This is a genomic window from Dyella sp. LX-66 (genome assembly GCF_018599165.1).
Lineage (GTDB): Bacteria > Pseudomonadota > Gammaproteobacteria > Xanthomonadales > Rhodanobacteraceae > Dyella_D > Dyella_D marensis.
Genome location: NZ_JAHFVJ010000004.1, coordinates 386470 through 399768 on the forward strand (window position 1 = coordinate 386470; position 13299 = coordinate 399768).

14 protein-coding genes are annotated in these 13299 nt (G+C 65.2%); 7 read left to right on the forward strand and 7 right to left on the reverse strand.

Translation table 11 applies throughout. The features are described 5' to 3' along the window. Positions 1-935 precede the first annotated feature (935 nt). Complete coding sequence (locus KK141_RS10475) at positions 936-1712, reverse strand: alpha/beta fold hydrolase (protein ID WP_345777604.1); 777 nt, start codon at positions 1710-1712, stop codon at positions 936-938. Further along, positions 1699-2829, reverse strand: a complete 1131-nt coding sequence (locus KK141_RS10480) for a DUF3182 family protein (RefSeq protein WP_214572118.1) — start codon at positions 2827-2829, stop codon at positions 1699-1701. The genes KK141_RS10475 and KK141_RS10480 overlap by 14 nt, the downstream gene beginning before the upstream one ends. 196 nt (positions 2830-3025) lie before the next feature. Here KK141_RS10480 and KK141_RS10485 point away from each other — a divergent pair, with 196 nt between their 5' ends. Further along, positions 3026-3421 carry a response regulator gene (locus KK141_RS10485; protein WP_214572117.1) on the forward strand — a complete coding sequence of 132 codons (396 nt, stop codon included), beginning with the start codon at positions 3026-3028 and terminating at the stop codon, positions 3419-3421. 32 nt (positions 3422-3453) lie between these two features. Further along, positions 3454-5388, forward strand: a complete 1935-nt coding sequence (locus KK141_RS10490; protein WP_214572116.1) for a PAS domain-containing sensor histidine kinase — start codon at positions 3454-3456, stop codon at positions 5386-5388. A 197-nt stretch (positions 5389-5585) separates the two neighbouring features. Here KK141_RS10490 and KK141_RS10495 read toward each other — a convergent pair whose 3' ends face one another. After that, positions 5586-5777 carry a hypothetical protein gene (locus KK141_RS10495; protein ID WP_214572115.1) on the reverse strand — a complete coding sequence of 64 codons (192 nt, stop codon included), beginning with the start codon at positions 5775-5777 and terminating at the stop codon, positions 5586-5588. A gap of 151 nt (positions 5778-5928) precedes the next feature. Between KK141_RS10495 and KK141_RS10500 the strand changes: the two genes are divergently transcribed. After that, entirely contained in the window at positions 5929-6189 is a 261-nt protein-coding gene (locus KK141_RS10500; RefSeq protein WP_214572114.1) for a BON domain-containing protein, read from the forward strand. 22 nt (positions 6190-6211) lie between these two features. Here the strand turns inward: KK141_RS10500 and KK141_RS10505 are convergent, their stop codons facing one another. After that, a complete protein-coding gene (locus KK141_RS10505; protein WP_214572113.1) occupies positions 6212-6655 on the reverse strand; it encodes a hypothetical protein in 444 nt (147 codons plus the stop codon). A gap of 177 nt (positions 6656-6832) precedes the next feature. Between KK141_RS10505 and KK141_RS10510 the strand changes: the two genes are divergently transcribed. Then, positions 6833-8182, forward strand: coding sequence for a sigma-54 dependent transcriptional regulator (locus tag KK141_RS10510; RefSeq protein ID WP_214572112.1), 1350 nt, complete (start codon positions 6833-6835; stop codon positions 8180-8182). Between the two features lie 287 nt (positions 8183-8469). Here KK141_RS10510 and KK141_RS10515 read toward each other — a convergent pair whose 3' ends face one another. Continuing rightward, positions 8470-8622 carry a DUF3309 family protein gene (locus KK141_RS10515; protein ID WP_214572129.1) on the reverse strand — a complete coding sequence of 51 codons (153 nt, stop codon included), beginning with the start codon at positions 8620-8622 and terminating at the stop codon, positions 8470-8472. Positions 8623-8730: 108 nt separating this feature from the next. Between KK141_RS10515 and KK141_RS10520 the strand changes: the two genes are divergently transcribed. Next, positions 8731-9183, forward strand: a complete 453-nt coding sequence (locus KK141_RS10520) for a PA2169 family four-helix-bundle protein (RefSeq protein WP_214572111.1) — start codon at positions 8731-8733, stop codon at positions 9181-9183. A gap of 130 nt (positions 9184-9313) precedes the next feature. Here the strand turns inward: KK141_RS10520 and ligD are convergent, their stop codons facing one another. Both ligD and KK141_RS10530 read right to left on the reverse strand, forming a co-directional pair. Then, positions 9314-10189 (reverse strand): non-homologous end-joining DNA ligase, encoded by an 876-nt coding sequence (gene ligD / locus KK141_RS10525; protein WP_250901678.1) that lies wholly within the window; start codon positions 10187-10189, stop codon positions 9314-9316. A 164-nt stretch (positions 10190-10353) separates the two neighbouring features. After that, positions 10354-11196, reverse strand: coding sequence for an outer membrane beta-barrel protein (locus KK141_RS10530; protein WP_214572109.1), 843 nt, complete (start codon positions 11194-11196; stop codon positions 10354-10356). Between the two features lie 235 nt (positions 11197-11431). On the opposite strand from KK141_RS10530, the gene KK141_RS10535 reads away from it, so the two are divergent. Next, a complete protein-coding gene (locus KK141_RS10535) occupies positions 11432-12304 on the forward strand; it encodes a DUF72 domain-containing protein (protein ID WP_345777603.1) in 873 nt (290 codons plus the stop codon). A gap of 398 nt (positions 12305-12702) precedes the next feature. Beyond that, the gene (locus KK141_RS10540; RefSeq protein ID WP_214572108.1) at positions 12703-13161 is read left to right on the forward strand and encodes a hypothetical protein; all 459 of its coding nucleotides are present in this window, start codon (positions 12703-12705) and stop codon (positions 13159-13161) included. Positions 13162-13299 lie beyond the last annotated feature (138 nt).

Sequence of the window (13299 nt, forward strand, 5' to 3'; positions counted from 1 at the left end):
GCGAATGGGATAGGCCGAAAGGGTGATTGTTTTGGTGGGGGTCACCTGGTTTTCGCGTTATCGCGATTTGGCCGCTTATGCAGCGGGCATTCCGGACGCCTGCCGGCGCCCGGGTCACTTTCTCTTTGCTGGCTCAAAGAGAAAGTAACCAAAGAGAAATAGCCTTCAGAGCAAAGGCTCGCGACGCGACTAGAAGGAGCGGTGGACGGCTGCGGTAGCCTGATTAACCTGGGTCTACACGAAGCGGGAGTGCGGTTGCGTTGCGCGTACTTCAACGTGCCGTGGCCGAGAGGATGTTCAGCGACTGAGGTGGCTTTTGCGCCTTGCTCCTGTATGCGACACCACCGCACTTCTCCCTCTCCCCTCCGGGGAGAGGGTCGGGGTGAGGGGTCGGGCGGAGCGTGGCGGTGGAACTCTCCTCAACCTGATCTGTAAGGCTTTGCAGATTCTTAGGTCTTTGCAGGTGAGGCACGGCGGACGTTTCGCTCCGCCCGGCCCCTCACCCTGCCCTCTCCCCGGAGGGGAGAGGGGTGATGTCGTGAGGCAGGCAGGAACGAAGAGCAGAAGCTGGCACCAGTCCTTGAACATCCTCTTCGCCACGGCACGTTGAAGCACCCGCTACGTAAACGCACCGTCGTTTCGTGTAGACCCAGGTCAATCAAGTTACCGCAGCCGCCCACCGCTCCTTCTAGTCGCGTCGCGAGCCTTTGCTCTAAGGCCATTTCTTTTGGGTTACTTTTTCTTTGGGCCAGCAAAGAAAAAGTGACCCGAGCGCCGGCAGGCGCTCGGAATGCCCGCTGCATAAGCGGCCAGTCCGCGACCACGCGAAAACCAAACGATACCGTTACTGGATCCCGGCCTGCGCCGGGATGACGAGCAAAATGCCCACCGCATAAGCGGCCCATTCGCGTCACCGCGAAACCCAAGCGACACAGTCAATGCGCCCCCCGCGCCAGGTGGCGCCCCCCACCTCGCCCCCGCGCGCCGAGCATCATCTCCCCCAACCAATGCACGAGAATCGACCCATACGCCCCCCGCGAAACCTCATCCCCAAGACTATGATCCGCACCGCGGATCACCCGATAAGTCAGCGAATGCGTCTGCGCGCAAGCCTTGCGGTAACTGGCCAGCACCGCCGACGGCACGATCTCGTCGTGCTCGGACTCGACGATCAGCACGTCGCCGCCGAAACGCGAACACGCGCGCAGAGCGCGGTTATCCTCGATCGCGATCGATTCGCGGCGATAGTCGGCCAGCTTCTGCACGCGCGCGAGCAGGCGCTTGGGCACGCTCCAGTCCGCGTCGCGGTAGATCGCCGGCGCGCGCAGGCCCAGCCAGCGCACCGGGCGGCGCTCGGTGAGCAGTGCGGCGAGATAGCCGCCATAGCTGCTGCCCACCACCGCGATGGAATCGTGCTCGACCAGTGGATGCGCGGCGAGAAAGTCGTACGCCGCCAGCATGTCGTGCAGGTTTTCCTCGCGCGAGACCGTGCCGCGCTGGCTGGCGGTGGCGACGTGGCCGGTGAGGTCGAAGGTCAGGCAGACGCAGCCCAGCGCGGCCACCTTGTGCGCATTGGCGCGGTACTGGCGCTGGCTGCCGCCCCAGCCGTGCACCATCAGCACCGCCGGCATGCGCGGCGCGGGCGAAATCAGCGTGCCCGCCAGTTCACGGCCGCGCATGCTGATATGGATGACGTCGTCACGTACCGGCACTGCGCTTGGTCCTCACATACTTCATCAGGAAGCCGGCCTGCGCGTCGTCGCCGTGGTAGACGATCTTGGCGTCCGGCGGCACCGGCTCGCGCGGGTCGTAGCTTTCGCGGGTAGCGGCCCAGACCGTGCGGCGCGCCGGATAGGTCAGCAGCGCGCCCACCGCTTCCACCTCGGCCGCGCTGGCGCCGCCGATGCGCCAGGACTGCTCCAGCACGCCCGAATACCAGCGGCCGGCGGCGTCGCGGCCCTGCGCCACGTCGTAGTTGGCGCGCGAGGCATACGTGCCGGGGAAGCATTGCAGCGCTTCGTCGTGATAGCAGCGCGCCTGTTCCACCGCCAGGCGCTGGTCGCCGGTGAGCGGCAGCTGGCGCAGTGCTTCGAGGCCGCCCGGCGCACACAGCAGGTCGGTGCCGCCATAGACCCACAGGCCGTCGTGGTTGCGGGTAAGCCGCTGGCGGCCGACATAGCTGGCCTGGATGCCGTCCAGCACCACCTGCCCCACGCTGACGGTGGCGACTTCCTGCAGATTGCGTTCCACCACGAAGCCCTCTTCCAGCCACGGGCCAGGCCCTGCCGCTTCGATCAGCGGTTCCAGTTGCGTGGCCGCTTCGATCACGCGCTGGCCGAGGCCTCCGGCGTCCCAGGGCGACTTGATGCGCACGCTGCCCTCGCGCAGCAGCTGCGCCACGGCGACACGCAAATCGCTCGGCGTGAACACCGAATAGCCCGGCAGCACCACGTCGGCGATGCGCGCGGCGAACTGCTCCGACCAGCCCGGCGGCGCCACGCTGCCGGGATGCACCAGACCGTGCGTGATCAGCTTGGTACCGACGAAATCCTCGTTCACCACACCGCCGAACAGGTCGCCGGTGCCGGCGATGCCGAAGCGGCGCGCCTCGCGCGCATTCAAGGTGCGGTAGGGCACGACGTAGCGCTCGCCCTGCGGCCGGCGTTCGGTGTCGCGGCCGATGCCGCCGTAGCTCATGCCGAGCAGGCCGGCCAGCCGTTCGGCTACCCATAAGTGGGTGGCCAGCTCGTGTCCGCCGGGCGCCTGGCCCATCGGCGCGTAGACGAGCACGCGTCTTGCATTGCGGGAATGCGGGGAGCTCTCAGCCATGGACACGGGTTCCTCCGGCGCTGGTGAGCAGCGGACCGGATCCACCGGCCCGCGTTCGCAGTGTTCCTACCGCGGCGCGCATGTCGTGTGAACAACAGCGCATACGCACGATGGTATGCACGCGTCCGTCACGCTGCAATGACTGCACATGCCGCTACAGTCCGGCGTCTGCGGCCAGCACGCGAGCCTTCAGCGCATGTCCACCATCCTGGTTATCGAAGACGAGCCCGAGATCCTGGAAGTCACCAGCGTGCTGCTGAGTTCTTCCGGCTTCCAGGTGGTGCATGCGCGCAATGCGGAAGAAGGTTTCCGGCTGGCGCTGTCGCGCGACGACATCGACGTCGTGTTCACCGATGTGAACCTCGGCAACGGCATGAGCGGCACCGCGCTGGTGGACAAGCTGCGCGAGCAGGGTTCGCGCGCGGCGATGGTGGTGGTGTCCGGCGACATGGATCCTTTCAGCGGCTGGTCGCATCCGCATGCCACCTTCCTGCCCAAGCCTTATGGGCGCAGGCAGTTGCTGTCGGCGATCGACGAAGCCTGCGGGCGGGCGGCCGGCGAGCCCGCACCGCGGCGTGCCGAAGCCTCATGACCGGAGCGCGGCGCCGCCCGCAGGAGTCCCTCGTGCCGACTGCCACCCAGGTTTCCTACGAGCTGCTGGTCCACTCGATCGTCGACTATGCGATCTACATGCTGGACCAGGACGGCCGCATCGCCAGCTGGAACAAGGGCGCCGAACGTATCCTGGGCTATGGCGCCGACGAAGTGATCGGCCAGTCCGCGGCCATCTTCTATCCCGCCGCCGAACGCCGCGCCAACCGCGAGGAAGATGCGCTGGCCGTTGCCGCGCGCACCGGCCGGCATGCGGAAGAAGGCTGGCGCATCCGCAAGAACGGCCACCGCTTCTGGGCTTATGTGGCGCTGGACGCCATCCGCGACGAGACCGGCGAGCTGATCGGCTACGCCAAGGTGCTGCGCGACATGTCCGAGCGGCGCATGGCCGAGGAAAAACTGCGCGAGAGCGAGCGGCGCTTCCGCCTGTTCGTCAACAGCGTGTCGGACTGCGCCATCTGCATGCTCAATGTGGAAGGCCTGGTGACGGAATGGAATCGCGGCGTGCGGCGCATCGCCGGCTTCCAGGCCGAGGACGTGATGGGCCGGCATTGCGCGGCGTTCTTCGCCCCCGAAGAACGCGAAGCCGGCGTGCCGGAACGGCTGCTGGAGCAGGCGCGCACCGAGGGCAAGGCTGCGGCCGAATGCTGGCAGGTGCGCGGCGACGGCAGCCGCTTCCAGGCCAGCGTGATCGTCGACGCCGTGCACGACCAGTCCAACCGCCTGCTCGGCTTCGCCCTGGTGATGCGCGACGTCACCGAACGCCGGGATGGCGAACGGCATCTGGAAGAAGCCCGCGCCCAGCTGTTCCAGGCACAGAAGATCGAGGCGCTGGGCCAGCTCACCAGCGGCATCGCGCACGATTTCAACAATCTGCTGCAGGGGATCATCGGCTCGCTCGAAGTGGCGAAGCTGCGCGCGGACCAGGGCGCCTTGCCGGACACCCTGCGCTTTATCGGCAACGCGCATCATGCGGCGGACCGCGCCGCCACCCTCACCCACCGCCTGCTCGCGTTCGCGCGGCGCCAGCCGCTGGTCACTCGCGCAGTGGACGTGCGCGAGTCGATCCTCGGCATGGAGCAGCTGCTGCGGCAGACGGTTGGCGAATCGATCACGCTGCGCCTGGATTTTCCGCGCGAGGCCTGCATGGTGCGCTGCGACCCGCATCATTTCGAAAGCTCGCTGCTCAACCTGGCGATCAATGCGCGCGACGCCATGCGCGAGGGCGGCCTGCTGAGCATCGCCATCGGCCAGCTCGACCACCTGGACAGCCAGTCGCGCATCCCTCACCTGGCCCGCGGCCGCTATGTGGCAATCGCGGTAAGCGACAACGGCTGCGGCATGGACGAGGACACGCTCAAGCGCGCGATGGACCCGTTCTTCACCACCAAGCCCAAGGACCACGGCACCGGCCTGGGGCTGTCGATGGTGTACGGCTTCGCGGTGCAATCGGGCGGCACCATGCGTATGCGCAGCGAACCGGGGTGCGGTACCACGGTCACGCTTTATCTTCCGGTCGGCCTCGCGGCGGAGGAACTGGCCGAACCCGTGGCGGCGCGTCCGCGCAAGCTGCAGGGACAGCCGACCATCCTGCTGGTGGAAGACGAGCCGGCCGTGCGCGAACCGGTGGCGCTGCGCCTGCGCGAGATGGGCTTCGAGGTGATCGAGGCCGACAACGGCTACCGCGGCCTGGAGATCCTGCGCTCGCCGCAGCCGCTGGACCTGGCCATTGCCGACATCGGCCTGCCCGGCATCAACGGCCGCATCATGATCGACAAGGCACCGCCGCACCGGCAGGGCCTGCGCGTGCTGTTCACCACCGGCTATGCGGATTCGTGGGTGCTGCAGCAGGGGCCGCCGCTGGGCGAAGGCATGGACATGCTGACCAAGCCGTTCGATATGGGGGCTTTGCTCAGCAAGATTTATACATTGGCCGGGGTGGATTGAAGCCAGACGCATAACCGACACGTCCCACGCTCGTCATTCCGGCGCAGGCCGGAATCCAGTGGCGACAACGTTCGGTTGTCGTGCTGACACTGAAGATTCAGCCTTTCAGCTCCTTCTCCCGATGCAGCATTGTCGTTACTGGATTCCGGCCTGCGCCGGAATGACGAAGGAGTGGGATGCCGCCGCAAGCCACCTGATCAATCGTCCTTCGGCGCCTTCGCCGGCACGAACGGCGACACCGGGTCGCTGGCCGGGAAAGTCTCTTCCAGCGACTGGTCCTGGTTTTCGCTCTCCTTGCGCTTGCGCGCCTCGCGTTCGGCTTGGGTTTCGCGCTCTCGCTCGGGCGAGTCCAGCGGATGTCTTGAATCTTTGCGGTCACGGTCGTTCATGGCGATGCTCCTCCGCAGGCGTCTGCAGCATGGAACCCGGCATGTAAAACAGGCATGCAAGCGGAAACGGCATCGCGTGAATGCGGCGCCGGGCTTTGGCACGGCGCTTGTATGCACGAACGTGAACAACGCAGCTGACGAGGAACGAGCCATGCAACCGTCACAACACGAACCATCGCCTCCGGATGACGATGAACTGCTCGCGACGATCCTGGAGCGCCTGGCCGGCGACTCGGATGTCGACACCAGCGATATCGAAGTCAGCGTGCACGAAAGCCGCGTGGTATTGGCCGGCCTGGTTCCCTCGCAGCAGGCGCGCAAGGACGCTGCAGCCATCGCCGCGAGCATCCGCGGCGTGCGCGAGGTCGAGAATCGCTTGAAGGTGGAAGACCGCGGCACTCAGCCGTTCTGAGCCGGCTCGCCGCGCGGCGGATTTACAGAACCATCCAGTGCAAACCCAGCCGATGCAGCGCGCGCACCACGGCGGGTGCGTCGAAAGGCGCACGCGGTGCGGCGCCGGCATCGGGCGATGGCCACAGCGACGCCATCAGGCGGCCGCCCACGGTTTCCACCGCAAAGGCCGGATAAGCCGGCAGCTTCGGCGTGGCCTCGCTCTCGCCGGAACGGCGGCACGCGTCGGCGTGAAGAATAAGAAAGGCGATGTCGGTGCGATGCCCGCTTCGCCACGCAGCGATGTCACCGAGGCTATGCAGATGTACCAGCGGATTGCGCAATCCCATGCCGCGCAGTTGTTCCGCTGCGCGCTCCACGTCGCCGCGTGCGTCGCATACCAGCATCACCACGGGCAGATCGGACATCGAGGCTGATATCTCCTGCATTCGTCGCGCGGCGAACCGCCACCAGACGAAATGCAGCAATCCATGTGCCACGCAGGCTGACCGCTCTATCGGCATGTCCACACGAATTAGACGAGGCGTGCACCCGAGCCCATGCACCATCGATCCCACGTGGAGCCCGTTCGCTGCCACGCCACATGCACGACGCCCCGGCCGCGCGAGCGCACGGCCCGCCGGTTCATTCCCCTTGAGAACCTCATGACATCGATTGCGCCAACGATCCTGCTAGTCGACGACGATCCCGGCTGCCTCCAGGCGACCACGGCGCACGCGAAGCTCAAGGGCTGCAAGGTCGTCACCGCCGCCAGCTTCGCCGCGGCGAGCGATGCTGCCACGGCGCATACCTACGACCTGGCCCTGATCGATGTCTCCCTGCCCGATGGCGACGGCCTGGACCTTCTCGAACGCATCGCGCTTTCGCGCCACGGCCAGGCCATCGTGCTCACTGGCTACCCCACCGTGGACACCGCCATCCGCACGGTGCGCTTGCCGGCGGCGGACTATCTGGTCAAGCCGATGCGCGGCGAAAAACTCGACGAACTGCTGGACCTCGCACGCGCCAGCGCCGCCCTGCGCCATGCCGCCGACGAACATCGCACGCAGTGCGGCGCGCTGATCGGGCATAGCCGCACGATGCGAGCGGTGTTCGAGAAGATCGAGCGGGTGGCGCCGATGGACATCACGGTGCTGATCCATGGCGAGAGCGGCACCGGCAAGGAGCTGGCCGCGCGTGCCGTGCACGAACTGAGCGGGCGCAAGGGCCGCTTCGTCGCCGTCAACTGCGGCGCGGTGGCGCCGGAGCTGCTGCCCAGCGAGATGTTCGGCCACGAGCGCGGCAGCTTTACCGGCGCGGTGCGCGACCATGCCGGCTATTTCGAGCAGGCCGAGGGCGGCACCTTGTTCCTGGACGAATTCACCGAAATGCCGCTGGCGCTGCAGACCCACCTGCTGCGCGTGCTGGAGGAACGGCGCGTCACCCGCGTCGGCTCGCACCACAGCCAGCCGGTGGACGTGCGCGTGGTGGCGGCCTGTAACCGCGTGCCGGCGGAGGCGGTCGACCAGGGCCTGCTGCGCCAGGATCTGTATTACCGGCTGATGGATTTTCCTATCCGCATGCCGGCGCTGCGCGAGCATCCGGACGACATTCCGTATGTCGCCGCGCACCTGCTGGAACGCCTCAACGAGCGCTACGGCACCGGCAAGCAGTTCTCCGCCGATGCCATGACACGGTTGCTGGCGCATCACTGGCCCGGCAACGTGCGCGAGCTGCGCCACGTGATCCAGCGCGCCTTCGTACTGGCGGAGGATGCCATCGACATTCCCGCCTCGCTGGAAGCGATGGACGCGCCGCTGCGCGACCGCACGCGCTTCGACATGCACGTGGGCATGTCGCTGGAGGAAATGGAGAAGCGCGCGCTGCTCGGCACGCTGGAGTACTTCAATTACGACAAGGCGCGCACCGCCGACGTGCTGGGCATCAGCCTCAAGACCATCTACAACAAGCTCGCCCGCTACGCGTCGAACGACGGGCTTGCGCACAAGCAGTGAGCGGCGTGCGCGGCCGTGCTCCGCACCCGCATCCCCGGCTATCGACGAGGCGACGACACCCGGCCGGCGCACGGTTCGCGTGCATTCATCGACAGCGCCATCCTGGCTGCCCTTCCGATGGATCGCCGTGTAATTTCTTCCCGCGCTTGCACTTACTACCAGTCGCGGACCGCGCGCTGAGCGGACGCACGCTGGTGCGGGGCCACATGAGTGCCGGCGAACACTGGCATGGATGTTGCGATATCCCATGCGGCCGCGCTGCTTTCGTATCGGCAAGACCTGGCGATTCACAGCACGCCCATCAGGAGCAGCACGATCACGACGATCAGCAGGATGCCGAGTCCGCCGCTGGGCCCGTAGCCCCAGGCGCGGCTATGCGGCCAGGCCGGCACGGCACCGATCAGCAACAGAACGAGCACGATCAAGAGGATCATCGACAGCGACATGACGTTTCTCCCGTCTTCGATGGCGCCTTGAGCGCAGCAGCAACCATGCCACGCGGCGCTGCCAGCCATCGAAGGTCCAGCCACCCTCAGCGGAGACTATCCATGACTGCCACCAACCAACACGACGTCAAGGTACTCAACGACCTGATCGCCACCACGCTAGACAGCGCCGACGGCTATGCCGAGGCGTCCAAGGACGCCAAGAGCTCGCAGCTGGCCAGCCTGTTCCGCGACCGCGCGTCCGAACGCGAACAGGTGGTGGGCAAACTGCAGCAGCGCGTGGCCTTCCTGGGCGGCAAGCCGGAAGACAGCGGCACGGTGCTGGCCTCCGCGCACCGCGTGTTCACCAATCTGCGCAACAGCCTGAGCAAGAGCGACACGGCGGTGATCGACGAAGTCGAGCGCGGCGAGGACCACATCAAGCACAAGTTCGAGCATGCGCTGGACGACGGCGAGGTGACGCAGGATACGAAGGCGATCATCGCCGATGCGAATATCTCGGTGCGCAGCGGGCATGATCAGATGAGCCGGATGAAGCATATGCTGCATTCGTAAAACACCACCCGCTACGCATGGCGTAGGTTGGGGTGAGCCAAAGGCGAACCCCAACGTGCCCGGCACCGGGAACACCGCGTTGGGGTTCGCTGCGCTCACCCCAACCTACGCCGGCCGGCAAGATGGATCCTTACATCGACAGCAGGCTCGCATCGATATCCTCGATGCCCTGCCCGATCTCGCCGAAACCTTCCCACGGATCCTTGCGCTGCCGCTTCAGCCGCTGCACGGCCGTGCGGATATCGAACGCATTACCACCCTTGAGCTTCCCGAGTTCGTCCCAGCGCAGCGGCATCGCCACCGGCGCGCCCTTGCGCGCGCGCAGCGAGTACGAGGCGATGCTGGTCGCGCCGCGCGCATTGCGCAGGTAGTCGACGAAGATCAGCCCCTCGCGGCGGCTCTTGCTGGCCTGGGCGATGAATTCGTCCGGCCAGGCACGGGCCAAGGCATCGGCGAAGGCATGCGCGAAGCCCTTGACCAGCGCCCAGGTGCAGGCCGGGCGCAGCGGCACCACCACGTGCAGGCCCTTGCCGCCGGTAGTGCGCAGGAAAGACTCCAGATCCACCTTCGCCAGCAGCTTGCGCACCAGGCGCGCGGCGGCGGCGACACGCGGCCATGCGACGCCGGGTGCCGGATCCAGATCGAATACCAGTACGTCGGCATGATCCGGATCGCTGGCCAGCGCGCCCCAGGGGTGGAACTCGAGCGCGCCGAACTGCACCAGCTCCATCACCGCTTCCGCATCGCCGGGACACAGATAGATGGCGCTGCCGCCGCCCTGCTCCTTCAGCCTCGCTCCGCGCACGTGATGCAGGCCGTTCATCATGTGCTTCTGGAAGAAGCAGTCGCCCGCATCGCCCTCGGGGCAGCGCAGCACCGAGACCGGCCGCCCGGCGACACCGGGGAGGAAAGCCTGCATCACCGCCCGATAGTAGTCGGCGACATCCTGCTTGGTGACGCCCAGGTCGGCATAGATCACGCGCTCGGGATGAGTGATGGTCACCATGGTGGCTCCTTCGCGGACGAGGCGCTGCGTGTGGCGGCGGCGAAGGCGAAACATGGAACAGGGCGATGGCAGCGGATCCTGGCCTTGCCGCATGCATCGGGGCTTGCCTTCGGTTACCCCCATTTACTGCAGCCAATCTACTCCAGGAGCCGCGCCGCCGCGTCTCAGAAGCGCAGGCGAAGGAACAGCGAAGGCCCATTGACCTTCATGTCCAGCTGGTCGTCATACGCGTTATGCCGCTGCTTGATCTTGATCTTGGTGTAGCCGTATTCCGCACCGACGCCGACGTTCTTCCAGGGAAACCACTCCAGGCCAACCGCGCCGTTGTAGATATGGCCGCCCAGCTTGCCGCCGTTCTTCTTCACACCCGAAGCATCCACATAAACCCGGAACTGGTCGTTGATCGCATAGCGCCAGCCCAACTGCAGCATCGGCGCCCAGGCGTTGTCGTCGCTCTTGGCGGTGGCCTGCGCTGTCTGCCCAAGCACGGTTGCTTCGCCGCTCAGTCGCGTGCTGACACCGTAGTACGCCGCGCCGACACCGACGCCGAATACGCCGTTGCCGCTACCGAACCACCAGTGATACGCGGCGCTGCCGAAATCGAAGTTCAATTTGCCGCTGACCTTGGCCGAAGCGCCATACGTCACGCCGCGGTAATCGATCGCACGAGCGATATAGCGCGTTTCCTCGCGATTGATCGTGTAATAGTCGAACGAGAAGCCCTGGTGTTCGCCGAGCAGCACGTCGACGCGTGCGCGCGGACTGAGCTTGTGATCGGGAAAGCCAAGATCGTCTTCCAGATTGATATGGCCGCGGACCAGGTTGTTGCGGTCGTTGGCGCTGATCTTGGTATCCGTGTTGGCGTAGAAGCCGCCCAGCCACACGCTCACATTATCCAGCGCGGGTGATTGCTGCGCGGCGGCGGCGCCGCTGCCGCAAGCGAGCAGGACGGCCGTCGACAACTTGGCCGCGATGCGGAAGTTCGATCGCCGGTTCCGTTCATTCATGCGTTGACTCCTGATGTCGATGTGCGCTGGAAATCTAGTCAGCGCGAAGTCGACAGCGTGTTGGTCGACCGTGAAGAGGACAACGACATCCTGCTCATCGCGTATCGGATCGGAAACTCATCCACACACGTTCGCATGCGGATTCCATGCAACAGCCCGTTCACCGCCGCATGCCAGGCGCTTGAGCTTCGCGCGCGCAGCATGCATCGACACGCACACGACGATGGAGGCGCGCGTGGCCAAGGCTCGCATCGGCATTTCGGGTTGGCGCTATGCGCCGTGGCGCGGTGAGTTCTATCCAGACGAACTGCCGCAGCGCGAAGAGATGGCCTACGCTTCGCGCCAGCTCGCCAGCATCGAGATCAATGGTTCGTTCTACAGCCTGCAGCGTCCGTCCAGCTATGCGCGCTGGCGCGAGGACACGCCGCGCGGCTTCGTGTTCGCGGTGAAGGCCCCGCGCTATGTCACGCATATGCGGCGCCTGCGCAACGCCGAGCATGGCCTGGCGAATTTCTTCGCTTCCGGCGTGCTGTGCCTGCGCGAGAAGCTGGGGCCGATCCTGTGGCAGCTGCCGCCGAGCCTGCGTTATCACGAGGAAGTGCTGGAAGAGTTTCTCGCGCAATTGCCGAAGGACACCGAAAGCGCCACGGCATGGGCGCGGCGCCACGCGGATCTGCCGGCATCGAGGACCGCCTGGGAGACGGACCGGCGACGCCGCCTGCGCCATGCGATGGAAGTAAGGCACGAGAGCTTCCGCGATCCAGCCTTCATCGCGCAGCTGCGGCGGCATGGCGTGGCGCTGGTGGTAGCCGATACGGCGAAGCGCTGGCCTTTGCTGGAAGATGTCACGGCCGGCTTCATGTATCTGCGCCTGCATGGCGACAAGAAGCTTTATGCGAGCGGTTACACGCCCGCGGCGCTGCGTGCATGGAGCGCGCGACTGCAGGCATGGATGCGTGGCGCGCAGCCGCATGATGCACGGCTTGCATCACCCGGCAGCAAGCCGCCGAAGCGCGCCTCGCGCGATGTGTACGTGTATTTCGACAATGACCGGAAAGTGCGCGCGCCATTCGATGCGATGGCTTTGGCGAAGCGGATGAAACGCTGATTCTGCGGGAGGGGGATTAGGGATTAATGCGTTATCTCTAATGGCGGGATCCGTTCTCGTGCCGCCTTGATCGCTGGATATTCGAGCTGATTTTCCCGCCATATTTTCTCTGGGTGAAATGCCGATGATTATGAGGTGAAATGGGAATAATCGTTACGAAACGAACCAAGGCATTAATTCCGCTTTTCACAAAGCTCAATATCGATAGGCCGCCGGATTCACGCGAACTTGGCGAAGTTTTGATCAATCTTTTGACGCAGTTCACATTTTGCCACTTGTAGCTTCCTTTCCGGAAGCGCAAACCACACCACAGTGCCACGCCGTGGTGCTGGTTGAAATCAGATGCTTTCTTACGGCATCTTTCTAAAATTCACAGTTTGCAAATGGAGGGGACGCATATGCGGCATCTGCCGACTTACGGTTTCAAAGCGCTCGCAGCTATCGCGCTGCTCGCGGGAATGGCGGTCAGCGCACCTGCCATCGCAGCCAATCAAAATGGCCTGGGCCAATCCTGGCCGAATGCACAAGACGTGAGTTCGAGTCCGCGCTGGCACGTCTATGTATTCGAACGCAACGGCATTCGCTACGTACAGATCAACGACCTCAACGGCAATGTGCGCGCCGCCTTCGCCGCACAAAGCAGCAGCTTCCTGGTCCTGCCCATCGGCACCGACGCCTCCCGCGTCGCCACCCCACAAGACCCGCAACCCGCTCCCGCCAACACGCAAGGCGAAATCGTCTACCAGGACAACGACGTCAAGGTACAGGTGACGCCGCAGGCGAACAGCGTGATGACGATGCAGGCGGTGGACGCGACCTGCAGCGATCCGGTGGAATGCAGTTCGCGCGTGAACTGAGTTAGTTGTTTCGAAGCGACACTATGGGCGCGGGTGAAAATACCCGCGCCCATGTTTTTATGTGGGAATGCAAAGACAACGCACACAACATGAGCGAGGGCGAAGCCCAATGCTCAGCGTGCTGTTGCTGTTGCTGTT

Bases quoted from the DNA above. Each gene is read 5' to 3' on its own strand.
- ligD (WP_250901678.1), bottom strand. From the start codon at position 10,189: ATGGTGACCATCACTCATCCCGAGCGCGTGATCTATGCCGACCTGGGC.
- KK141_RS10495 (WP_214572115.1), bottom strand. From the start codon at position 5,777: ATGAACGACCGTGACCGCAAAGATTCAAGACATCCGCTGGACTCGCCC.
- KK141_RS10530 (WP_214572109.1), bottom strand. From the start codon at position 11,196: ATGAATGAACGGAACCGGCGATCGAACTTCCGCATCGCGGCCAAGTTG.
- KK141_RS10540 (WP_214572108.1), top strand. From the start codon at position 12,703: ATGCGGCATCTGCCGACTTACGGTTTCAAAGCGCTCGCAGCTATCGCG.
- KK141_RS10485 (WP_214572117.1), top strand. From the start codon at position 3,026: ATGTCCACCATCCTGGTTATCGAAGACGAGCCCGAGATCCTGGAAGTC.
- KK141_RS10510 (WP_214572112.1), top strand. From the start codon at position 6,833: ATGACATCGATTGCGCCAACGATCCTGCTAGTCGACGACGATCCCGGC.
- KK141_RS10520 (WP_214572111.1), top strand. From the start codon at position 8,731: ATGACTGCCACCAACCAACACGACGTCAAGGTACTCAACGACCTGATC.
- KK141_RS10480 (WP_214572118.1), bottom strand. From the start codon at position 2,829: ATGGCTGAGAGCTCCCCGCATTCCCGCAATGCAAGACGCGTGCTCGTC.
- KK141_RS10500 (WP_214572114.1), top strand. From the start codon at position 5,929: ATGCAACCGTCACAACACGAACCATCGCCTCCGGATGACGATGAACTG.